Source organism: Enterovibrio baiacu (genome assembly GCF_004120195.1).
Lineage (GTDB): Bacteria > Pseudomonadota > Gammaproteobacteria > Enterobacterales > Vibrionaceae > Enterovibrio > Enterovibrio baiacui.
This window is the reverse complement of sequence record NZ_SCHN01000005.1, coordinates 367,904-392,165: the sequence shown is the minus strand read 5'-3', so window position 1 is coordinate 392,165 and position 24,262 is coordinate 367,904. Positions and strand designations below refer to the sequence as shown.

The following is a 24,262-nucleotide window of genomic DNA, read 5'->3' as shown; positions in this document are numbered from 1 at the left end:
GCTTTTGCTTTTTCTCACTTTATCAACCGAATGTCGCCGTCTACGCTTATATAAAACAGATGTCACGAACATAAGATTTTCGGAGACGAAATGAGATCAATTCGGCACGTATATTTTGCCTTCATGGGATTCATTCTTTTTCTAGGCGCCTCCATCATTTTTGCAGTAATCCGCTCTGAAGCGTTGAGTGAAGACATCAATGAGATTTATGAGCAACGTCATCAACAATATGCCTTAGCCGTTGAACTTAAACAAAGTTCTGACTTGCTAACGCAATTTGCGCGCAACTACTCTGTCACCACAAATAATCGGTGGCGCTATTTGTTCGAACAGGTCAAAGCGGTGCGAGATGGTCAGTTACCCATGCCATCTGGGTACAACTTTGACTACTGGGCACAGCTTTCTGACCCTAGCTACGAAGTGACTCAGCCTGAGATCCCGATTCGCCCCGATTATCCTTCCTTGGTCAGTCGATTACGCAATGTAGGTATTAGCGAAGCGCATTTGGCGTTTTTGAACCAAGCGCTTTCGCGCTCTCAAGATTTGATCACCATTGAACAGACAGCCATGGATCTTATCCAAGGACGTAAACGCACAGCACGTGGTATCGAGCGTGTATTGCCTGATCCTGAACTCGCTCGGCAAATGCTGTTTGGCCCTGATTACATCCACGCAAAAAACAAGATAATGGGCCCGATTGGTGCTTTCTACGACACGATTGATAAAAGCACCCGCGCAGAATTAGACAGACTGACGCAAAGCAAACGCAACATGGATGGCATCGTCATTTCGATGGCATATTTGCTGATCATTTCGGTTGCTGCCACCACGATATTGCTTTGGGTGCGTTTCCTGAAACCACTGGATAACATCCGAAGCACGATCGTCAGCAAAGTGAAAGATAAAGAATTCGAATTCAAGCTGGATGTTGAAAGCCAAGGTGAGCTGAAAGACCTCGCTTCAGCGCAAAATACGGTGCTGGAAGAAATTGCGGAACGGTTTGAGTTCAGTCGCCAGATAAAGGCCTTCTCTGATTTGATCCGTGGTTGTGCTGATACGCGTTCGCTTGGCATTGAAGTGCCGACTTTCTTTTCACAACGCTTTGAGATCCCTTACTCCGCCATTTATTGTGTGAGAAATGAAAAGCTGCATTTAATTGGCGGCGTAGGGGTTGATGAACAAACAAAAGTGATGGAAGCAGAAAGTGTGTCTTTCCATCGCACCATCATTCGCACCAAAGAATTCCTGCGCATCCGTAACCAAGACGAAAAATTCACGCTGATGCTGCCTGCTGGGCTATTGAAGCTGGAAGAAATGTATTTCATCCCGCTGTTTGTAAACAGTGAAATGGTGGGCGTGCTCGAGCTAGGTTCTGTGCGCGTACTTTCTGACAAAGAAATTGATTGGCTCTCAGAGGCGCAAGAAGATTTGGCGGTGGGTATTCAACTTACTATCAATGCCGAGCTTCAACTCGAAGCCGAGCGCAGAATTTCAGAACAGCTAAAACTCAACCAACAAATCATCAATGCGATCCCTAACCCCACTTACTTCCGAGATACAGAAGGGAAGTACATTGGTGTGAATGACGCGTTTACAGACTTCCTTGGTTTGTTCTTCGTCGACGTGGTGGACAAGTCGCCGGATGAGTTATTTAAAGACGATGTTGCCACCATGTTTGAGGAGAAGGAAAAAGCCCTTCTCGAAAACCCAGGTTCACACGTTTACGACATTGAACTCGCCAATGCGGAAGGGGATGTGCGCATTCTTACCGTGTATGAAGCCACCTACTACGGCGGTGATGGACAACCACTCGGTATTGTGGGTCTCTTCGTCGATGTCACCACGCAAAAACGCCTTGAAACTGACTTGATTGCTGCGAAAGACCAAGCGACCGAAGCCAGTAAAGCGAAGGGCGAATTCTTGGCGAACATGAGCCACGAAATTCGCACGCCAATGAATGCCATCCTAGGGATGTCGCACTTGGCGTTACTGACGGATCTTAATGACAAGCAGCGCAATTATGTTGGCAACATAGAAAAAGCGGGTAAATCCTTACTCGGCATCATTAACGACATTCTCGATTTCTCGAAAATTGAAGCAGGTAAGCTTTCTGTCGAGCACATTGAATTCCGATTCAGTGAAGTGTTGGACAACATCAGCAACATCATTTCCGTGAAAGCCAAAGAAAAAGACCTCGAACTTATCTTTGATATCGATCCAGACCTTCCAGATGATTTGGTCGGTGACCCGCTACGCCTCGGACAGATCATCATTAACCTCACGGGTAACTCAGTGAAGTTCACCGACAGTGGGGAAATCATCATCCGTGCGCGTAAAGTGTCTGATGGCGATGAAGTGGTGGAGATTCAGTTCGACATTGAGGATACCGGTATTGGCATGAGCGACGAGCAAATGGCGCGTCTGTTCCAGTCTTTCTCTCAAGCGGATGGTTCAATCACGCGTAAATACGGCGGTACTGGCCTTGGTCTCACCATTTCTAAGAGCTTCGTAGAGCTCATGGGTGGCCGCATTTGGGTAGAGAGTGAAACGGGCAAAGGGTCGACGTTCTCGTTCACGATCCGTTGCGGCCGCAGCGATTCCAGTATCAAAGAACAGGTGGCGAAGAGCACCATTCTTAACGATAAACGCGTGCTGGTGGTGGACGACAACCAAGCCTCACGTGACATCATGTACGCCTTGCTTGATAACCTAGACCTGCGTGTTGCAGCCGTGTCGAACGGCGAAGAAGCGGTATTCGAAGTTGAGAATGCCTGTAAAGGAAATGATGGCTTCGACGTGGTGGTCATGGACTGGAAAATGCCGGGCATCAACGGTGATGAAGCCACCATGCAAATCCAAGGTCTGCCATTGAACAAGATGCCGAAAGTCATTCTTGCCAGTGCATACGGTGAAGATGCGGGCTTGATTACCGATGATATGCAGGATCTGTTTGATGCCACCTTGGTGAAACCGATTAACCCATCCTCATTGTTCGATGCATTGATGGAAGCGTTCGGTAAAGAAGAATTGAAGTTGGTGAATGCGCGGGACATCGAAGAAAAATCGTCGGTTGTTTATGACTTCACTGGATTAAACATTTTGTTGGTTGAAGACAACATGATCAACCAAGAAGTCGCGAAGGGTATCTTGGAGACCTATAACCCGTCGATCGAAGTGGCAGATAACGGACAAATTGCGCTCGACAGGGTGCAAGAAAAAGCGTTCGATATTGTTCTCATGGACATGCAAATGCCAGTGATGGATGGCGTGACTGCCACACAGAAGATTCGCGAAATTGAATCACTCTCAGGTCTGCCTATTGTCGCCATGACAGCGAATGCCATGGAGCGCGACGTCAAACAATGTAAAGAAGCGGGCATGAATGACCACGTTTCGAAACCTATCGATGTCGATGAGTTGATCAGTGCCATTCACAAGTGGACATCGGCATCGCGCGATGCGGTGAAATCGTCTGTTGAGGCAAATGAGAAGAAAGAAACAGAGCCACAAGTTCATGACCTGAATGATATCGACCCGCTGGTGTTGGATGCAAATGAAGGTATTCGCCGAATTGGTGGCAATACTGTGGCGTACTGGAAAGTGATGACCGCATTTGTCGAGAGTAAGCTGGCGAAAATCGACACAATTCGCGAAGACATTGCACAAGAAAACCGTGAAGACGTGGAGATGTTTGCCCATTCCTTGAAAGGCGCTGCAGCGAATGTGTCAGCCAAAGGGCTTGCTGTGTTGGCGGGTAACTTGGAAGATCAGGCGGGTAGCGACGGACGCATGGAAGCAAGCTTGATGGACAAAATTCAAGCGACGCTGCTCGAAATTCAACAGTATATTCCAAGCGATGAACCCGTTGAGCAGAAACCAGAAGAAGCCGCTTTTGCGGGGTATACGCCAAGAGAGTTCCGTATCGAACTGGAGCAACTCAAAATTCTCTTGAACAACTTTGACACACAAGCCGTTGATTTTGTTACGGGCATTAAAGAAAGCTCTAAGAGCATGGATGTTGACCTTGCACCTGTTGAGGATGCTATCCGCAAGTTTGAATACGAAGTTGCGGCGAAGAAACTTGAGATTGTGTTGGAATCATTGGGTATGGATGAAGAAGAGAACACTCCAACCTTGTTTTAAGCGCGATGGGTATGACAGGGCGCTAATGAGATAGCGTCATCAAAACAAAAAGGCCGCTCAATGAAGATTGAGCGGCCTTTTCAATGGTCAGCTAACCGACCAGAAAACGATGCTGAAAGGCGATTACTTCGCCAGAGAACGGCTGCGCAGTTCGAAAATCAGTTTTTCGGCGCTACATTCAAACTTCAAGCGGACTTTTAGTGGGTTAAGCGCCAGTTCTGCAGACTCATCCAGATCGTGGATCACCGCGTCGTTAACTTGCTTCGCCAGTGCTAGGTACGCATTGAATTCAGCGATAGCGGTCGTTTTATCTTCTGCAAAGATTTCAACTTCAGCCACGTCGTCGCCTTCGCTGATAACGTAACCCATTTCAGCGGTCACGCCGCACGCTTCACATACTTGAAATTCTTCCTGACTCATGAGCACTCTCTCGATGATGGGGATAATAATTAGATTCGCCCTTGGGCTATTTCGTAATATTACTACATTTAACGTTGGTGTTTGTAGGGTTTTTTACGGTTCTTTATGGCGCGTCGGGGGAGAAAGTGTGGGAACAGCGTGGCGAAATAAATCACTACAAAAAGAAAGCGGACGCATCCGTCCGCTTTGATTTAAAAAAGGAATCGCGAGAGAAAATTATTCTTCCCACTGCACCAATTTGTCCGATGGCCATGTCGCACCTACGTCGTGATACTTCTTCTCAAGCAAGTGACGACGGATTTTCAAGGTTGGCGTGAGTAAGCCGTTTTCAACGCTCCAAGGCTCTTTGATTAACAAGACGCCTTTTATCTTAGCGTGTGCTTCCAACTCGCCATTAATGGTGTCAATGATGCGGTTTAAGCGACGCTCATAGCGCTCTGGGTCGAAGTTCGGAAACTCCTGAGGCAACGCAAGCAACACTGGCCCTGGCATGCCAGAACCCACGAGACACATCATTTCGATGTTACTGAGTTCAAACAGACGCTTTTCAATCGGCACAGGGCTAACGAATTTCCCTTTGGCGGTTTTAAAGGTGTCATTCTTACGGCCTTGAATGCTGAGGAAGCCTTCGCTATCAAGATCGCCGATGTCACCGGTGTGTAACCAGCCATCAATGATGGTTTCAGCCGATGCCTCTGGGTTTTTGTAATACCCTGCAAACAAACCTTCGCCGCTAACAAGAATCTCACCATCTGCGGCGATTTTGATCTCAACCCCTGGCCCAGCATTACCCACGGTACCGATTTTGTCAGCACGGAACGGGAAGTTCAGCGTGCTATAAGCAAAGGATTCAGTCATGCCCCAAGCCTCGGTGATGTTTAACCCAAGGCGCTCATACCAACGCAATAACGCGGCAGACACTGGCGCAGAACCACAACCCAATACGCGGGCTTGGTCGAGGCCAAGGTTTGAAGCGACTTTCTTCTTAATCAAACCCGACACGAACGGGATACTAAGCAAAATCTTAAGTTTGCTGTCTGGCAGTTTTTGCTGAATGCGTTGCTGGAACAGCGTCCACAAGCGTGGTACTGAGATGAACAAGGTAGGGCGCTGCATTTTCACATCATCGATAAAGGTATCGAGTGATTCAGGGAATGCAGTACAAATACCGGACATCATTGCTGAGCCCATGATGTATACGCGCTCTGTGATGTGTGCAAGTGGCAAGTAAGAGAACAAACGCTCTCCGCCCACCATGCCGATATGGTCAATCAGACGCTGTGCAGACCAAGCGAAAGCGCCATAGGTCAACATTGCGCCTTTGGGTAAGCCTGATGTGCCTGAGGTGTACACAATCGACATCAAGTCGTCGTCAGCATGATCAGGGTTCACGTCCGCTCGCTCATGCTGTGCCACCAAATCAGACCAATCATACCCGCAATTAATGGTTGGATAGGGCATGGCGATGGTTTGCAGGTTACTGCGTGAGACTAAGGCATCTTTCAGCGCTTTGGTGTCGTCGAGTTTGCCGACAAACACGGCTTTTGCCTCACTGTGGTCGAGCACATGACCAATCGTATCTTCACCAGCGGTTGGGAAAATCGGCACGCTAATGTAACTGCCTAGCATCATTGCTAAATCAGCAATGAACCACTCGGCACAGTTTTTTGAGATTAGCCCGACTTTGTCACCCGGCTCTAAGCCCATTCCACGTAAGGCCGTTACGATCCTCAGTGCCTGATCGACGGCATCTGAGTAAGTGAAATCTGTAAATTTGCGATTGATGATTTGTCGTAGAAAGATTTCATCAGGGCGTTCATCAGCCCATCGCAGCATTTGTTGATATGGTTTTGGTTGACCCATAACGGACCCCGTATAGCTGAAGGGAAGAGGTTAATTGTTCTAATTATATGTTATTGAGTTGTTAAACTAAGATTCGAGCCATGGTTTGGTCAAGTTGTTCTTTCAAACGCTTGTTCAAATTTTGAAGCTCGTAACGAAGACGCGTTGAAAACGCATGCATATATAGAAAGAATAACACCTTAGTTTCATGGTGTTATCGATTCTCCTGACAAACTTCCCTATCAAACCTAACCCGCTTCACGCTTCTTACAATTTCGCGAACTATATGCTCATATATTAGACAAATGTACTATCTTTAAGATCGCGAGTTAACGATGGGTAGTCGGTAAATTCTTCCCATCGGTTTCCGCTAAAACAAAAAGCAAATGCGCGCCGACAAACACACTTCACTCAAGAGCGCGCGTGCTGGTCGCAGAGAGGTCGGACGTTCTGAAGCCTGCACTTACTCCGTATGGAAGCCAGGAAACAGGGATTAGAGATATGCCAAAAAGAAGCAAAGAAGATACTGAAGTAACGATTCGACTGATCCTAGATGCCGTTGTCGATCAACTTGTTACTTTGGGGTATGACAGAATGTCTTACACCACATTGAGCCAGCAAACTGGGATTTCTCGAACAGGGATTAGCCATCACTTTCCCAAAAAAACCGATTTCATCACGCGATTGGATGACAGGTTGCTCGGGATTTTGATTGACCGTCTTGATCTTGATGGCGACAAACGAAGCTTCATAGACAGTTGGCTGAACGCTTTGCGTTCAGATAACCGTTTTACCGCCGTGTTGCGCTTGTTCTTCCTTCACACCGTCTCGTCAGAAAACGCCGAGGAGTTTACAAGCCACGCCAGCAAGAAGCTGCATTCACTGTGTTGCGATCGCTATGGTGACGACTTTGAGAAAGAATTTGAGTGGTTGCTAGGGAAGTCTCTACTGACAATGGCGTAATGATGGTCGCCTTGGACACAATTTGTCACCTTGGACTCCATCAACGCGAGAGCTAGATATTCTCCCGACCTCGTAAGTTCTCGCTGTGGACACTAAAAAAGACGCTCAACCTGAGCGTCTTTTTTTGATCCATTCTTTGACGCTTGATTTACAAAGTGACGTTTTTTAACCACATTTTTCACCCCTAAATTGATCTGAAACAGTAAACAGCCAAAAACTATTCAATCACCCAAATTTAAGTTGAATAGTTCAAATTAAATTTAATAATGGGCGCTCGGAATCCGATATTTAGTTTTACCCCCTTTTTCCAATGAGAGTTTTCATGAGCAATTCATTAGTACTAGTCCTGAACGCCGGCAGTTCTTCTCTTAAATTCGCACTGATGGACACACAAACAGGCGCAGCAATGTTGTCTGGTCTTGGTGAGTGTTTTGGTCTGGAAGATGCGCGCATCAGCTGGAAGCGTGACGGACAAGACAAACAAGAGCTCATGCTCGAGCAAGGTGGTAATCATCACGAGAAAGCGGTTGAGCTTATCGTTGAATTGGTTGAAAGCATGAACGTGAACGATCAGCTTGTTGCTATTGGTCACCGTGTTGTTCATGGCGGCGAAAAATTCGCACAAGCAACGTTGTTGAATGACAGTGTTGTGAATGAAATTGACGCACTGAGCGACCTTGCGCCGCTGCATAACCCAGCGAACGTGATGGGCATTCGCGCAGCAATGAAAGCATTCCCTTCATTGCCTCAAGTTGCGGTGTTCGATACCGCTTTCCACCAAACCATGCCGCAAAAAGCCTTTACCGGCGCCATCTGTAACGAGCTGTATAAAGAATACGGTATTCGTCGTTACGGCTTCCACGGCACAAGCCACTACTTCGTCAGCCGTGAAGCTGCCAAGATGCTGAACAAGCCTGTTGAAGAAACTAACTTCATTTCGGTTCACCTTGGTAACGGTGCTTCTGTCTCAGCGGTTCGCAAGGGTGAATCTGTTGATACCTCTATGGGCTTTACGCCATTGGCAGGTTTGATGATGGGCACGCGTTCTGGAGACCTTGACCCAGGTATCATCGAGTTCCTGATGAAGAAAGGTTGGACGCACGAGCAAGTGTTCGACACCTTGAACAAAAAATCGGGTTTCTTGGGTGTTTCTGGTTTGACGTCTGACGCACGTGGCATCCTTGAAGCCATGGAAAGCGGTCATGAAGGTGCGAAACTGGCGTTTGAAGTGTTCACCTACCGCGTCGCGAAATTCATCGGCTCTTACATGATCCCGTTAGATAGCCTAGATGCCGTTATCTTCACGGGCGGCATTGGTGAAAACTCACTGCCTATTCGCCGTGAAATTCTGAAAAACCTAAAACTGCTTGGTTTTGTTGAAGACGTTGCGGGCAACGAAGCGGCACGTTTCGGTAACGCAGGCGTTATCGGTGCGTCTGAAATGCTAGGTGCACAAGTGTTGGTTATTCCAACTAACGAAGAATTCGTGATTGCATCGCAATCAGCTGAGTTTGCGAAGTAACAAGAAAACGCAGAATTGAAAAGAGGAGCCGCTGACGAGAGTCAGCGGCTTTTTTTTATTCTATCGAAGAACAATCAGAGTAAAGCGTGTTAGAAATGGTAGGCCACGGTTGCACCAACCATCCATTGGTCTTCACTGTCAACAATGGGAGAATCAGCAACTTCGTCGCCTAAACGTGTGTATTGCGTTGACTGCGTGAGATTCCAGTTGTCACTGAGCGGATAGATCAGCTTGTATCCCACCTCATAAGCGACACTGCTGTCGCCAGTATAAGCGGGGCGATTGACACGCGCTTCGTTTGGATTCACGCCAAAATAGTAATCAACAAAGTCTTTGCTTTGCAGCATTATGCCGGCGAAAGAAACGAAATCGGCATCGCCGATGGGAAAGATGTCGAAGTATCTCGCGCCAGCAACATACCCTTTATAAGCACCGGACACATCGTGTTGGAAATAGGTGGAAATCACGCCTGTGCCGACTCTGAAATCTGCATTCACGCCGAGATCGAGGCTCAAGTTCCGGTCATCCATGCCTTTTAGAAAGTCTGAGGTGTCCTTGTCATAGGCGATGCCTGACGTGGTCAGGATAACCCCAAGGTTGACCCAATCACTGTCTGTGCCGTAGACACGATAGTTGGCGCCACTAAAATCGACATTTAGGTTTTCACCGTGGTAGCCAAAGTTCAACAAGGGAACGACAGAGTTATCTTGTTCCTTATAGAGATCGCTGACACCCGCTGCGCCCACCTCCGCTATCCATGTGTTTTGTTTGGTGTAGATACCACCGTTTAAAATATACGTGTCGCCTGCGGCATGAACGGCAGAAGCTGCGGCAAGGGTAGAACATAAAACGATAATGTTTTTCATGATGCTGTCCTGAGTTGTGCGTCCTGTGAACACCGTACGAAATCAGCCTGCTTGACGAAAGGGTCAGTGTGTCAGGGTTTGTTGGCGTTTTGTCACTGATTGTCAGCGCCAAGGTATGGAAACGTAAGAACGACTCTGGCGCCGCCTGATGAAGGTTCTTCAAAGGCGGCATGACCGTCATGTTTCTCAATGATCAGTTTGACGATCGCCAATCCCAATCCGTGGCCCATGTTCGCCTTGTTTCTTGAGGGATCGATACTAAAAAAGGGCTCGAAGAGGCGCTCTCGGTATTGCTCAGGAACCCCTGGGCCATCGTCTTCGATGACGATCTGAATGGTTTGTTTATGTTGAAAACAATGCACTGCCACCTTGGATTGAGAGTACCTCATGGCATTGGCTAATACGTTTTCAATCGCCCGCTTTAACAAGATTTTGTCAGCTCGAAATGAAATATTAGGGTCTACAGCTACGTCTATTTGACGGTGCTGCGGGTTAGGCAGGCGCTCAACTAACTGTGTAACAAATGGCTGTGCACATATGTTCTCTCGATTAAGCGGCGCGTCCTGACGACCCACTTTTGCGAAGTAAAGCAGTGCATCAACCAATTGCTCCATTTCCTCTGTATCTTCGATAATACTCGCGATTTTTTCCTTGAGCGCTGGGGTATCGGCTTCTTCATGAAGAATTTCCGCTTGCCACTGAATGCGAAAAATAGGTGTTCGTAGATCATGGGCGACTGCTTGGGTGAGCGTGCGATTGCTGGTGATGAGCTGGGATATTTTGTCAGCCATTTCATTGAAGCTTTCGTTCATTTTTCCCACTTTGTTTCCACTGTTGGTGGGAGCACGCACGTTTAAGTTTCCTTTGGCAAACTCTGCCGTTGCTCGCTGCAACGCGCGCGTTCTGCGGCTGATAAACCAGATAAGCCAACTTGAATAGATCATGAAGCCGATCGCGGTAAACACGAAAAACAAAGAATCGCTAAATGCTATTTTCTGCCGAACCAGCGCGCCCTCATCGGGGGCGATGTGATAGAAACTCTCTGAGTTGGGAAAAGTTAGCCAAAGTGCCCGTTCTTCGTCATAAAAAGAATAAGGATGGGGCGGGGGGGTCATCGCAAAGTAGTGTTTCACCTCGTTGGGTGCATTATCTAGGGGCACAATGTTCAAGATACTGGCTGTGGTGTCGGCATAGTTGGCAAGTAGCTGCGCTGTAAACGCACTGCCCTGGGGCTCGGACAGAGTATTTAAGGTGTGATGAAGGGCGGCAGCTTGCATGTCCTCCAGGACATAGTCGTAGTCTGGATTGAGTTGGTAGACAAAGAAATCAAAGGCAAACAGACTGACAATAAACAGAAAAAACAGTCCGATAAATGATTCGATATAAATTCGCCACATAGTCACACGTTATGTTGAAGGTCGTGCCAAGCATCTGGCACAAAAAGGTAACCCTTCCCCCTCACGGTAATGATCCGAGAGGGCGAGGAGGGGTTGTCTCCAAGTTTTTTACGCAAACTGACCACTTTGTTGTCAATGGTACGATCCAATCCATCGTATTCAATGCCTCTTACTGCAAGGGTAAGTGTATCTCTGGATAACACTTCATCCGCCGATTCCGCGAGCAACCACAAGAGATCAAACTCACTGTCTGATAACGGGACATGCTTATCGGCTAATGCACACCATTTCCGTGTTTTATTTAGCGATAAGCTGCCATAAGTCAGCGTGTTATTCGCTTTTTGTGGCAAGTGCTCTACTGTTACTGACGGATTATCACCTCGTCGGGTTAATGCCCGTAATCGCGCCAGTAACACTCTCGGTTTAATCGGCTTAGTAACAAAGTCATCAGCCCCGATTTCGAGTGCAGCCACGTGGTCAAAATCATCATCACTGGCTGTCAGCATGAGTACCTTGCCAGAAAACTGAGGGCGGATCTGTCGGCAAATTGTCAGACCATCGATATCAGGTAGCATCAGATCAAGCATGACAATCTCGGGTTGCTCCAACAAAATCGCTTCAATCGCATCTTCCCCTTGCTCGAATGCCTTAACGTCAAAGTCTTGTTCTTTGAAATAAGAAGACAGAAGCTGACGGAGCTTAGCGTCATCTTCAACGATGAAAAGACGGGGAGTAGGTGCCATCTGACGTCCTTAATATTCATGTAAACAATATGATCCACAAACTGTTTTAGCACAGCCTTTGGGGTTGAGTGGTCACTAATTGTTAAATTATGGATAAAAAAGCAAAGAAAGTTCGCGCGTTGACAGTGTCGGAGCTTTTGACCAAAAGAGACGTCCAACCAATCGCTGATGGGGGCCAAACATTGCATTTGGATTTTTGCATCAAGATACTCTTGTGATTTTTGTCACAAAAAATTACCATCTCGCCCCCTTTTAAATGCAGACCCCAAATCAAATGAACATTTCAGAATGTATGTTAGCCGTAATCACAAATGACTACGTTTTAGCCTGCAGTATGCTTGCTGGCTTTATTGCGATCACGTATTTAGCGTTAAGCTGTGCGCGTGTTAGCTATATGCCAAAAACCCCACAATGGTTAATGTCGATCATCGTCGCTGTGGCGATTGCTGGCGTTTCGGTTCCCCTTTATGTGGAGCTAAACGTCAAAGCGACAAGCACCATCAATACACAGCAAGCGCCAACCAACGAACACTGATTTTTGCAACGCAGTTGTTTGCCGTCGCCGATGAGTTTAGCGGACGAACTTATCGGCTATAGACAGTCGCTTATGCGGGCAAACATGCCTTTTGCATAAAAACCATACGCTGCGTGCAGATATTTTGTAACGGGCGGTAACGAAATTTGATGCTCGAAACGGCACCCAGAAACGCGATGAATGCGTTGAATGTATTGTGTTTCCTGCCTTGGCTCGCACTTTGTTAGCCTTTGCGTCTCTAACTACACACACGTTGCCCTGCGATTATTCTCTAGACTCTTTCAATTCGACGGAAATATACTGCGCATCCTGTTATTACATTAGGAATACTGTGTGGACCCCTCCTCGAATCAATTGTGTAAACCGTTCTTGGTCGTTTGTTATCAAGGGAGAGCACGACAATGATTGAGCCCCTTCTTACCCTGCTATTTGGCATTCTTCTTATCTTGGCGATTATTGCAGCAAACGGTTACTTCGTTGCGCAAGAGTTCGCGTACATGGCGGTGGACCGAGCAAGACTCGCAACGTTAGCTGCCACCGGCGATGAAGCAGCAAAACGCGCGTTAGCCGTCACCAAACGAACCAGCTTCATGCTTTCTGGTGCCCAACTTGGCATCACAGTGACTGGCCTTGTCCTTGGCTTTGTTGCTGAGCCGCTCGTGGGTCAATCCATGGGCGTGATATTGCAAAGCTTCGGGTTTTCGTTAGAAGCGGGTATTGCGATCGGTACGATCGTCACCTTGGGCGTGGCGATGGTTGTTCAAATGATTTTTGGTGAGCTGTACCCGAAGAACCTTGCGATTGCGAACGCAGAGCCGATGTCGCGCATGATGTCTCGCTCGACGTTGATCTACATGTCAGCATTCGGCTGGATAATCAGCTTCTTTGACAAGTCAGCCAACCTGCTTCTTCGTGCTGTTCGTATTGAGCCTGTGCACGATCTTGACGTGAGTGCATCAGAGGAAGATTTGCACCACATCATCGCGAACTCGCGCGAAAGCGGCGATTTGGCTGTTGAGTTGTCGCTGATGATGGATCGTATTCTTGATTTCCCTGAGCGCGATGTTGAGCACGCCATGGTGCCGCGCTCGCAAGTGGATTGGGTTGAGCCGGAAACCACACTGACTGAGCTTTTGTCGTTGATGGCACAAGCACACACGCGTTACCCCGTGATTAACGATGACGATGCGCCTGTTGGTGTTGTGCATCTGTCGGATGTATTGGCGCACATTGATGCGGGCAATACGGAAGACACGGTTGAAGCGGTAATGCGTCCTGCTATCGTTCTGCCGACCTTGATGCGCCTGCCTGATGCGCTTGATCAGCTTGTTACGTCTACCAATCAGTTGGCTTGTGTTATTGATGAATACGGCGGCTTTGCGGGTGTACTAACCATTGAAGATTTGGCGATGGAAATCGTTGGTGAAATCACCGATGAGCACGATGCTGACAGCGGCGAAGCCGTTGTCTCTGAAAGTGACAACATCTGGTTGATGGAAGGTGATGTACATATCGACGAAGTGGAACGTGCAATTGGTTATGACTTACCAAGAGGTGATGTGGAAACCATCGCGGGTATGTTGATTGCCGAGCGCGGCGCGCTGCCTGCTGAGGGCGAGACGGTTAACATTGAGCTACCTGTAGATCCGTCTGAATTCGCGTCTGGTGAATTGTTCAAGCGCCATCTTGAAGTAGAAGTATTGCGTATTGAGCGACACGTGCCGACAGAGGTACGTGTAAAACTGGTAGAGAATCCCGTTGAGGAGGGTGAAGAATGATCACTGATCCATTGATTGTCACTCTCGTGACAACAGCCCTTATCATCTTGAGTGGCTTCTTCGTGATTATCGAGTTCGCTTTGATGGGCGCGCGTCGTCACCGTCTAGAAGAAATCGCGGTTGAAAGTGCCTCGGCGCGCGCAGCATTGCGTGGTATGAATGATCTTACTTTGATGCTCGCGGGTGCGCAGCTCGGTATTACCTTCTGTACCTTTGCATTGGGTGCGGTGACCAAGCCTGCGGTTGACCTTTGGGTCAGTCCTGTCTTTCTCGCGATGGGCCTACCGGACTGGGCGGCTGGTGGTGCATCGTTTGGTTTTGCACTGTTTGTTGTTACCTTCCTTCACCTTGTGGTGGGAGAGATGGCGCCGAAATCTTGGTCTATTGCGCACCCTGAAAAATCAGCACTTGCCATTGGTATCGTTGCGCGAGCCTATGTTTGGCCACTACGTCCATTGCTTAACTGGATCAACCGCATCGCGAATGGTTTGGTGAAAGCCTCTGGCATTGAGCCTGTTGAGAGTGCGGCCGTTGGCGGGCAAGACGTTGATACCATTCGCCAGCTCGTTGAGCATTCGGGCAAAGTGGGCACGCTGAAACCGAACATTCAAAAGCAGCTCTCTGGCCTTATCGACTTGAGTACCATTCCGGTTGAAACCTTGGTAACAGAAGGTCAGGTCATGGCCCACGTTGACAAGCATGCAACGGTTGCCGATGTGCGTGTTGCGGCGATGGAATCGGGTCATTTGCGTATTCTGGTGTTTGGAAAACGTGGCTTGAAGCCGCTTGTTGTTCACGTGCGAGATACCTTGCTAGAGCCTGCTGACAGGCCGGCTCGAGAGGTTGCGCGTAAAGCCTATGTGCTGGATGCAAACACGCCTGTTTATGAGGCGCTGGCACGCATGCGAGAAGCGAGTGTTCAGTTAGCTGTCGTGAGCAAAGGCGACAAGATGATCGGTGTCGTGACCTTGGCCGATATCTTGAAATGCGTTCTACCAACGACATCGACGCAGCAGTAAGCTTCTTTGTCATTATCACACCCGCTTTACGGCGAGTGATGATAACGAAAATGCTGTCCCGTCCTAAAATAAGTTGACGGTTTTAAGTAAGAGCCAGTTAAAACGAAAAGCCCCATTCCTCGGAGTGGGGCTTTCTTTTTGGTTCATGACACGAGGCTAGCGCGCATGATTTGGAAAATACGTGACGTTACAGTTTGTCGTGCGTTGCCCAAATAGCGGCGAGCATGTCATGACCGAACATGGCACTGCGCTCGGGCGACCAACCGTAAAGCGCATCGGCTTGGCTGATATGATCTTTAAAAGGCATCTCTACGGTGTACGACAGGCATTTGAAGGTTTCGCCTACCCAATTTGAACACAGGGTAAGGTTGGCTTTGCCCGGTTCATCTTTGTCATACCCAAATTCATCTTGGAACTCTGGGGTGATGGTGAGCAAGGCGTGTTTGAAGTGATTTTCCAGCGCTTCCAACGCTTTGCTGTAGGAAGGAATGCCTTCGCTACCCGCCACAAAGTTGTATGGGATGGCTTCATCGCCGTGGATGTCCAGCATCATATCTACGCCAGTTTCTAGCATGCGCTCACGAACGTAATACACCTCAGGGCTTTTTTCGACTGTCGGAGTCGCCCATTCACGGTTCAAGTTCACGCCAATGGCATTGGTGCGCAGGTGGCCACGAATCGCACCGTCAGGGTTCATGTTTGGCACCACGCGGATTACTGCGTTGTCGATCAACGCGCGTCCAACCGTGTCTGTTTCATCAAGAAGACGCAGCAACAAACCTTCAATGAACCACTCTGCCATGGTCTCGCCAGGGTGCTGGCGACCGATGACCCAGATGTTCTTTTTGCCTTCGGCAGGTTCGCCAACCGTCAGCATGCTGATGTCATTACCATCAAGGGTTTGCCCCAGTGTTTCCAGCTGGCAGGCATAGTGCATTTGCGCGCTGTGGATCAAGTCTTGGTGGCGATCGTACGAGTACGGTGCAAAGTAGGCAAAGTACATGGAGCCGCACTCTGGAATGGCGGTGAAGCTAAGTGTGTCACCGTCAAACTCGGCAGGAATGCGGAACCACTCATCGCGGTCGTAAGAAGCAACAACATCGTAGTCTTTCCAACCTTCTGGGTAGGCTGACTTTGCAAGATTTAGGATCTTAAAGGAATGCGGTGTTTGCGGTGTGGTTTCCAAACGAAAGTGAAACCATTGTGCGATATCCGTCTGATTATCCGCTGGAATGGTGAGCTGAATATCGTTAGGTGTATCGGCGCTAACAACCTGAATGTTACCGCTTTCGAAATTGCTGAATATTTTCATGTGAATGCACTGATCAACTGAGGATAGTCACAGAGATTAGCACAGTTTTTGATGGCGAAAAGGGGATGCCTTCATTCATTGTAGATGCATCAATAAAGCCGTATTTACGTGCTCAAAACGTGTTCTGATGGGGCAATTAATGTCGGTTTTTATTAGCACATTATAATTAAGTGTCTAATATTACGTCGTTTCTGTCTCAAAGAAAGGGCATTCCTCTTTTAAGTTTTTGTGTCTACTGGATATCTGGTTTAATGCTATTCAAATAACCAGAAGGTGCCGAACTGAGCAGATTTGCTCTATGACGTATGAATGTTTGTGACGTCAGGCTGCTTGGGTGTGGGCTTATTCATAGAGAAAAATATTTAGGGAAGTAGACATGCATTCATTGGACATTCGTGGCAAGAAGATGGCATATCAGGACGTGGGTAGTGGCCCTGTTTTGGTTTTTGGCCATAGTTTTCTTTGGGACAGTGCCATGTGGACACCACAAGTTGAAGCGCTTAGTCAGCATTATCGCTGCATCGTGCCTGATCTCTGGGCGCACGGTGCGTCTGACTCTGCCCCAGACAGCACGAAGAACCTGATTGATTATGCCGACGATGTATTGGCATTGCTTGATGCGCTGGAGATTGACACATTTTCGATTGTGGGCCTTTCTGTGGGTGGTATGTGGGGGGCAGAGCTTGCGATTAAAGCGTCTTCACGCGTGAACGCATTGGTGTTGATGGACACCTTCATTGGTTTTGAACCTGAAGTTACCCATGCGAAATACTTTGCCATCATGGACATGATCGAAAGTGCAGAGATGGTTGCTCCACCGCTGGTGGATACGGTTGCGCCGATGTTTTTCTCACGTAATGCCGCTGAAACTGCGCCAGAGCTCGTTGCAGGGTTTCGTGAGAAATTATCAAACCTGAAAGGTGAGCAGGCAAAACAAGTGGTCAGAATTGGACGCATGGTGTTTGGTCGACGTGATACTTTTGATGATATCGCCAAGTTGACAGCGCCAACCCTCATCTTGGTGGGCGATCAAGACATGCCGCGCCCACCACTGGAATCCCAATTGATGCACGATGAAATTAAAGGCAGCGAATATCACGTTATTCAAGGGGCAGGGCACATCAGCAACCTTGAACAAGTGGACACAGTGACCGCTTATCTTTCTGATTTCTTGGCGCGCCAGCATGCGTAGATAACGTGTTGTAACATTGGTTTTTTGAGAATAAGAAAGGCCGAGCACATCGCTCGGCCTTTTTGTGTCTTGATGATCGTCAATGCGCTAAGAGAATGTTGCGTCACTTAGCTATCATTCGAAATCCATGCCATGGCGTCCGCTTCTGTGGCAAAGGTTTTCATTTCCCCTGAGATAAACCAACTGCCCACTTTGGCTGCGGCTTCCTGCCAAGTCTTACTACCAATCATGGCGATTTTGCTGAAGTTTCTGCCATGTTTGAGCCCGAGCTTGAAATCGTCCCACGCTGCTCGTAACTCCCAACCTTCAAAATGTGTCAGATCAACCACCACGTTGACCTCGGTATTAGGCACTTCTTTGATGGCGGAATCGAGCATTGGGGTGAAGACTTCATAATCTTCGTGGGTAAGTTTCCCCACGACTGAAAGTTTGACAAACAACTCACCATTTACACGTTCAATGCCGACAGATAAACCATGATTGCTCGTAGCCATATAAACCTCTGTGTGTGCTGGTCGAAAAGAGAAAGGAAAAAACGTTTTCGTCTGATTAGTTAAACAGAGAGGTGGCATATTGCTATCTATACTCCCTAAAAATTTGATTCTCTGCGCATTTGTTATGGTGTCGCAGAGGGCGAATAAGCCCTTTTAGAAAACACCATGTAGGAGATAGGGATGTCTGTATTGCGCTGCTCTTTTGTGATGGCACTCAGTGTCAGCTTTGTTTCTCTTCATGCCGTCGCAAGCATTGAAGATCTGACGGCGCACCGAGATAACTATTTTCTCCCTTTCTATAAAGAACAGAAGGTGAACCAAGCGCGTTTTGAGGCGCTAAATCCGAACGATACGCCCGCCAAGGACACCTTTATTCAATTCCAAATCAGTTTGAAATACCGTCTGCTTAACCTTGATAACGAGGGGGACAGCGGAAGAGGAGGCGACGGACTGTATGTCGCGTACACCCAACGTTCCAACTGGGAAGCTTATGACTCTTCAGCCTACTTTCGGGATTCCGACTATAACCCTGAATTGTTCTACCGACTGACCTTTGAAAACTGGCAGACATCCATCGGTTTTGAGCATCAATCGAATGGCGCGGGCGGTGATGTCGAAGTGAGTTGGAACCGCGCATACATTGACGTTCAGTATGATTTTGAGCATGGTTTTGTTCGCTTCAAACCGTGGGCGCGGGTTGGCAGTGTGAACTACAACCCCGACATTGATGATTTTCTTGGCTATGGCGAAGTCGAACTTGGCTGGTTGCCGACACAAAATAATGAAATTAAATTGCTCGCAAGGAACGTTTTTACCCAAAATTTTGAACGTGGCTATTACAACCTAAGCTGGAATTTCCCGATTTATCAGGGACTCAGAGGGTATGTAAAAGCGGAGACAGGATACGGTTTGACGATTTCGAATTACAATTTTAGAGATTCTGCGTATGGCCTGGGGGTTGCGTTTGATCTCTAGTTTTATCTGCTGTTAAGCCAAGAAAAATGCCCTCCGAAGAGGGCATTGTTTTTTCTAAACCGACACTGAACTAACGCTTAGAAATACGATGGCGCAGTAAACACCGTCACGCTATTGATAGCGAGTGGGTTACGTGTTGGTTTTGGCAAGTTGAGTGCTGCAACGGCCTTTTTACCTTCTGACGTTATACCGCCTGTGTAATTTGGTGTTGATTGCCCTGGAAGCATGTTGGCAACCACGCCTGGGTTCCACGCAGCAAAGAAGTCGGTCAGATCCGTCTGTGCGACATACGATGCACACAACATCAAGGTATCGCTCTTACCGAGGTGTTGAGCGCGGCATTGGTTGTCACCGTGAAGCGACATCGCAGGGTCTGAGGCATTTCGCGTTAGGCGGTGCATAAGCGTGAATAAATGGAAACCTTCCATCCCTTCAACTTGGCTGTAATACGCAGGGACTTTTCCTTCTTCATACCATTTATCGATTGCAAACTCGGTCTGCGCCCATTCTTTGAGTTGCGCGAACATCAACAAACGCTCACCTGCGCCGCCAGCACCCCACGCATGACCATTTTCCGCTGTAACGAAATCAGGTGCGATACGAATATCACGCTCAACACGTGACATGGTGCCAAGGTGTTTTTGCTGCATGTAAAGCCCGACAATGTTGTTCGCCACTTCGGTCGCACCCTCCACGGTGAATGGCGCTTCTGCTGCATTGTGACCCACTTCATGCCAGATCAGCCAATCATTGAGCGGCACCGTTGGCATCGCATTGCTGGTGGCATTAAAGCTGCTGTTCATCACAGGATAACCTGAGTGAGCCGCACCAATGCTGATGGCAACGTCGTTCACAAAGGCATGACGGTTGTTCGGAATGTCCGCATGCGTCGCTGCCCGGTTTACCGAACCTTGAACTAAGCCCTCGTCACGGCCGTAAAAATCATTCAAATCTGCAGAGAACTGGTCGAGATCATCGGCAAACTTACCGATATCGCCGTCAAAGTTTTCCGCATACATGTTCGCTTTTGGTGCGGTATACACAAAGGTATTCGATACGACATCGCCGATCGGCGCTGGTGAATCGATGCCGTTTACCCACGATTTCTGCGCACTGTTATACAAAGGCGCATCCACGGTGCCAGACAAATTGATGGCGACTTTATCTGCATTGCCGCCTTGCACGTAGATAAGGCCGCCGTAAGGTACGGTGATCGTTTCTGTGTTCATGACTTTCACGTTTTTCTGCATGCGTGGCGGGCGTTTCAATGCCAACTCATGCTTGTCGCGACCCGTTAGATCATCGTGCAAACCAATGGTCACCGTTACTGGCGCGGTATTTCCTGTCACGGTCACGGTGAAAGGTTGGTGAGCCACTGCCCATTGCCCCGTCGCCTGACGGTTTCCAGCGAAGTATGCAGCCGTTTGGTTGCGCATGTCATAGGTTTGATTAGCGCCACCAGAGTAGCCTGTTGGTTCTCCCGGGAACTGGCGGATATCCACTTTGACATCTAAATCCCAGTAAGAACGGCCCAACATCAAACGGGTTAACGGTTTCTCCATGTAGTTCAGTGGGTAGCTTGGGTTCATTTGGCCCGCATATTCTCCAGCTTCCAAGTCATAAACCATGTTGAGTCGGGTTAGAGATTTCCACAATTCAGCAGGGCAGAAGGTGTTGCCACCTGCAGCGTTGCTGGTATAGCAATTTAAGAATTCAGTGAAACGCTCAAACCCTAGCTCATCATTCGGGATGGACGATTCATAGCGATAATCAAGGTCATTCCACAGCCAGACGGACATGTTGTTGTAAATGCGATTGAGGTCGACGCTGCTTAAGCGTTCGCCCTCTTTGCCGCCAGTGCGGAAGTAGGTTTCGTGTTGATACAAGCGCTCGATATTGGTGCCAAGATCTGCCGCTTTGATCATCGCTTTGGCTTCTTCGCTACCGAGCTTCAGCTTGGTATAGATAGGGCGAGACATACCGCCTGTTAGTGGAATACCGTTGCCTGGGCGATACTCAAGGCAGTTGATTTCATAATGGTAATCAGCGCGCAAACATTCTTGATATGTCTGTGTCAGTTCGCCGTCCACATCAACGGCAAACTCATTGAGAAGTGCTTGTTTTGCCGCTTCTAACGATTCAGTGTCGATGCTTGGTTTACCGTTGCTATCGAGAATCCATTCGCCTTTATCGTTCTTTTTGAAATGATCTTCCTCTCGGATAAAGGCTTTCAGTGTCGCGGGTTTGCCTTCATGGTCAAAGCCTGCGTAACTCGCGGTTTCTAGCTTAGGGGCTTTATCCGGTTTGCCTTCAAGGATGTGATCCCACGTGACTTCGCCGGTGTTTTCATCGATGTTGTAAGGCAGTTTTGGGGATGTGCCTTCGCCTTCAGCAACGGTCGGGTAACGTTCAATGATCCACAGCCCATGCTCACGATTTGAGCGCACGCGATCGGCATAGCCGTCGTTCGGACCGTTTCCGGTTGGTACTACAGAGCCGCCCATACCAAATGCAATGCCAGCGGCATCCAGCAAACGACCTAGCTCACCTGCGTTGTTGGTGTCGGTCACGGTTTCCATGACCAGAATACTGCCGCCTTTACGCGTGTATTCGATCAGGGCATTGACGTTGTTTTGAGTGAGTTTTGGTTTGTCCAAATTGGCGCTGTGTGGAAGGGTGTAGTGGCTTCCGTCACCAAATTTGTATTCAAATCCGTTGATGATGAGCAATGGGGTATCAACGGGATCGATGTTGTCAAAATGACTTTCCTGGCGGGTATTTACCATGAATTCGTCAGAGATGATGTAGTCTGCTTGGTTGCCGGCCCATTGACCCGCTTTTGCAAAATACACATAGGGAATGTTTGTCGCGACATTGATGGTTTCGCCATCAATCCGGTTTGTGAGGAAGCGAATGACATTGCTGAAGAAATGCTTCATGTCGTTGCTGTCTTCGCGACCAATACATCCTTCGCTGTTGTTAACAGCGTTGTTCCATGAGTAATTGGTTGGACACACCAAAATAGAGTTGTAACGGGCGTTACCCACTACCATGATTTTCCCCGCCCCAATCTGGCCAAGGCTCGCAAACGGCAGGCCATAGGTAGCGGTTGAACCACCGACTTTATCGACGATTTGTGCAGAAGGTTTCTCAGTAATATACGCCAAGTCGCCTTCGTCATAGGCCTTGTATTCGCCGAAGGAGATCCAATAGTTATTGTCGTTTCGTGCCATCATGACAGGGATGGCACGGTTAGATACGTTCACCGCAGCTTGGCCGCGTGCAGCGCCAACACTGCCATAGAAGTTGGTTGCATCTGCAAACACGTGAAACGCATCAACGGGCTTCCAGCCGTTCTTTTCCTCACCATTGATACCCCAAAGCTTGTTGATGTCAGCTTGGATGTTTGCCAAATCGTTAGAGGCGACGCGTGTATCGTTGCTAGATGCGAAGGTTGATGCATTGCCGCAGCTACCATTACATATGGCGGCATCAACATCGGCTGCAAGCCCTTCAGAGAATTGCTTTGCAAACTCAGCGGGTACAATCTTGGTTTCACCGCCGCCAATTTCTAATTTTGTATCTTTATCACTCAATGACAGCGAGATGACTTCATTAATCACGTTCGGGTACTGAGCAAAAACGCGTTCAACGGTATCTGTTATTTCAAGACGGTTTTGTTCAGCCTTGCCATAACGATGAACAAGCGCTTCAGCATTGCGCCCGCGTTGTTCTGCTCCGAGATCGAACAATTTGAATGCGGTTTGGTTACCGCGGACGCTACCCAGTTCAAAGGTGTCGATACCAAAGGAGATCGATTCGCCCCACACAAATTCAAACTCGCCGTTTTCGTCCGTTTTTCCGCGCGAAGATTTACTGAAGTACGCCAATCCCTTAACAGGTGTACCCAATGAATCGGTGATTATCGCTTTCGACAGAATGGCTTCTTTCGGCGTGTATTGGTAAGCCGATTCGGCATCGGCAGAAACAAATCCCGCGTTAAGGTCAACAGAAGTGCCAGGGGTGACTTCTGGTTTGATATCTGGAACGTGGGTGCTTGGCAGTTTATCTGCGAGGTTTTCTTCTGCAGGTGCTTCTTCAATCAGCTTCTTAAATGCCTCTGGATCCATGTCGAGGTCATTGCTGTATGTGGCAATGAAATCCAGTTTTGCTTGTGATGTGGTGAAATCAAAATCGATGTGTTTTTCGTGTGATACCGCGACTGAGCGAACAAGTGCAAGCGCATTGGTTGCCATGTCAGGGTTGTCGGTGAATTCGTCAGCATCAGACAAAGTCAGCTTGTGACGGGTTACTTCAGCATTCTGCTGTCTTTCAGGCGTGTCAAACACTCTGCTAAAGGTTGCGAGCGTGAGACCTTCAACATGACACGAAACAGATTCTCTTTGTTCAAATTCGAAAGCGTTGGCCGGTTGCTCATTACAAGTTACTGAGTCGCCGAAAATGAGGTTGTTATCGAGCGAAAATGTAGCAGGGATAGGGGAGTCCTCAACACTGATATCAGGCAGCCCATCGGGGCCCTCATCGGGTGCAGCGGGATCATGAACGCTAATATCAGGCAAACCGTCTGGGCCTTCACCGGGCTCCGCGGGAAAGTCAGGGTTGTCAACGCCAATATCAGGCAGCCCATCAGGGCCCTCATCGGGTGCAGCGGGATCATGAACGCCAATATCGGGTAATCCGTTAGGGCCAACCCCCGGCTCCGCTGGCTCGTGGATTTCTGGTTCGGGAAGTACTACGAAGTCATCATTGTTGCAGCCGGAGAGCGCGGCCGCTATCAACACATAGAGGAGTTTTTTATTGTTCATATTCGGTCTATGTCCTTTCCATTCGCAACAACAGCGAAGGAACATCATTAATAGAGAAAACTAAGTGCATATGAAAAGAAAATGCGCGCTGTTTTACTGCAAAATTAGGAGGTTGACCAGTGAATACCTCCAGAAGCTGAAGCAATAAACATGTCAATGAATGAATATGTGATTTTTTGTCAGAATTAGATTTTACTTGTTACAAAAGAGTGGGTTACGGCTTTGACTGCTTGTT

At 48.2% G+C, this 24,262-nt stretch carries 16 protein-coding genes; 8 read left to right on the top strand and 8 right to left on the bottom strand.

The genetic code is table 11. From position 1 onward, the window contains the following. Window positions 1–90 precede the first annotated feature (90 nt). Window positions 91–4,143 (top strand): hybrid sensor histidine kinase/response regulator, encoded by a 4,053-nt coding sequence (locus EQP46_RS02035; RefSeq protein WP_240671601.1) that lies wholly within the window; start codon window positions 91–93, stop codon window positions 4,141–4,143. Between the two features lie 123 nt (window positions 4,144–4,266). Here EQP46_RS02035 and EQP46_RS02030 read toward each other — a convergent pair whose 3' ends face one another. Both EQP46_RS02030 and EQP46_RS02025 read right to left on the bottom strand, forming a co-directional pair. Further along, window positions 4,267–4,563, bottom strand: coding sequence for a DUF406 family protein (locus tag EQP46_RS02030; protein ID WP_129492051.1), 297 nt, complete (start codon window positions 4,561–4,563; stop codon window positions 4,267–4,269). 216 nt (window positions 4,564–4,779) lie between these two features. After that, window positions 4,780–6,426 (bottom strand): AMP-binding protein, encoded by a 1,647-nt coding sequence (locus tag EQP46_RS02025; RefSeq protein WP_129492050.1) that lies wholly within the window; start codon window positions 6,424–6,426, stop codon window positions 4,780–4,782. A 480-nt stretch (window positions 6,427–6,906) separates the two neighbouring features. On the opposite strand from EQP46_RS02025, the gene EQP46_RS02020 reads away from it, so the two are divergent. Together EQP46_RS02020 and EQP46_RS02015 are read left to right on the top strand one after the other, a co-directional pair. Next, a complete protein-coding gene (locus EQP46_RS02020) occupies window positions 6,907–7,368 on the top strand; it encodes a TetR family transcriptional regulator (RefSeq protein WP_129492049.1) in 462 nt (153 codons plus the stop codon). Between the two features lie 322 nt (window positions 7,369–7,690). Further along, window positions 7,691–8,890, top strand: coding sequence for an acetate/propionate family kinase (locus EQP46_RS02015; RefSeq protein WP_129492048.1), 1,200 nt, complete (start codon window positions 7,691–7,693; stop codon window positions 8,888–8,890). Between the two features lie 89 nt (window positions 8,891–8,979). On the opposite strand, the gene ompV is transcribed toward EQP46_RS02015, so the two are convergent. The 3 genes from ompV to EQP46_RS02000 form a co-directional block, all read right to left on the bottom strand. Next, the gene (gene ompV / locus EQP46_RS02010) at window positions 8,980–9,756 is read right to left on the bottom strand and encodes an outer membrane protein OmpV (RefSeq protein WP_129492047.1); all 777 of its coding nucleotides are present in this window, start codon (window positions 9,754–9,756) and stop codon (window positions 8,980–8,982) included. A gap of 92 nt (window positions 9,757–9,848) precedes the next feature. Then, window positions 9,849–11,153, bottom strand: coding sequence for an ATP-binding protein (locus EQP46_RS02005; protein ID WP_129492046.1), 1,305 nt, complete (start codon window positions 11,151–11,153; stop codon window positions 9,849–9,851). Between the two features lie 2 nt (window positions 11,154–11,155). Further along, window positions 11,156–11,896: a response regulator gene (locus EQP46_RS02000; RefSeq protein ID WP_129492045.1), complete on the bottom strand. Its 741-nt coding sequence runs from the start codon at window positions 11,894–11,896 to the stop codon at window positions 11,156–11,158. Between the two features lie 292 nt (window positions 11,897–12,188). On the opposite strand from EQP46_RS02000, the gene EQP46_RS01995 reads away from it, so the two are divergent. The 3 genes from EQP46_RS01995 to EQP46_RS01985 all read left to right on the top strand — a co-directional run bounded on the left by EQP46_RS01995 (window position 12,189) and on the right by EQP46_RS01985 (window position 15,228). Continuing rightward, window positions 12,189–12,431 (top strand): hypothetical protein, encoded by a 243-nt coding sequence (locus EQP46_RS01995; RefSeq protein WP_240671600.1) that lies wholly within the window; start codon window positions 12,189–12,191, stop codon window positions 12,429–12,431. 401 nt (window positions 12,432–12,832) lie between these two features. Beyond that, on the top strand, window positions 12,833–14,209 hold the full coding sequence (locus tag EQP46_RS01990; protein WP_129492044.1) for a hemolysin family protein: 1,377 nt from the start codon (window positions 12,833–12,835) through the stop codon (window positions 14,207–14,209). Beyond that, window positions 14,206–15,228 carry a CNNM domain-containing protein gene (locus EQP46_RS01985; RefSeq protein ID WP_129492043.1) on the top strand — a complete coding sequence of 341 codons (1,023 nt, stop codon included), beginning with the start codon at window positions 14,206–14,208 and terminating at the stop codon, window positions 15,226–15,228. Before EQP46_RS01990 ends, EQP46_RS01985 begins: the two co-directional genes overlap by 4 nt. Before the next feature lie 187 nt (window positions 15,229–15,415). Here EQP46_RS01985 and EQP46_RS01980 read toward each other — a convergent pair whose 3' ends face one another. After that, a complete protein-coding gene (locus tag EQP46_RS01980; protein WP_129492042.1) occupies window positions 15,416–16,540 on the bottom strand; it encodes a M14 family metallopeptidase in 1,125 nt (374 codons plus the stop codon). A gap of 376 nt (window positions 16,541–16,916) precedes the next feature. On the opposite strand from EQP46_RS01980, the gene EQP46_RS01975 reads away from it, so the two are divergent. Next, window positions 16,917–17,732 (top strand): alpha/beta fold hydrolase, encoded by an 816-nt coding sequence (locus EQP46_RS01975; RefSeq protein WP_129492041.1) that lies wholly within the window; start codon window positions 16,917–16,919, stop codon window positions 17,730–17,732. A 107-nt stretch (window positions 17,733–17,839) separates the two neighbouring features. On the opposite strand, the gene EQP46_RS01970 is transcribed toward EQP46_RS01975, so the two are convergent. After that, complete coding sequence (locus EQP46_RS01970; protein ID WP_129492040.1) at window positions 17,840–18,226, bottom strand: SpoIIAA family protein; 387 nt, start codon at window positions 18,224–18,226, stop codon at window positions 17,840–17,842. A gap of 180 nt (window positions 18,227–18,406) precedes the next feature. Here EQP46_RS01970 and EQP46_RS01965 point away from each other — a divergent pair, with 180 nt between their 5' ends. Further along, window positions 18,407–19,201 carry a phospholipase A gene (locus EQP46_RS01965; RefSeq protein WP_129492039.1) on the top strand — a complete coding sequence of 265 codons (795 nt, stop codon included), beginning with the start codon at window positions 18,407–18,409 and terminating at the stop codon, window positions 19,199–19,201. 77 nt (window positions 19,202–19,278) lie between these two features. Here the strand turns inward: EQP46_RS01965 and EQP46_RS01960 are convergent, their stop codons facing one another. Then, complete coding sequence (locus EQP46_RS01960; RefSeq protein ID WP_240671598.1) at window positions 19,279–24,027, bottom strand: SslE/AcfD family lipoprotein zinc metalloprotease; 4,749 nt, start codon at window positions 24,025–24,027, stop codon at window positions 19,279–19,281. Window positions 24,028–24,262: the final 235 nt, after the last annotated feature.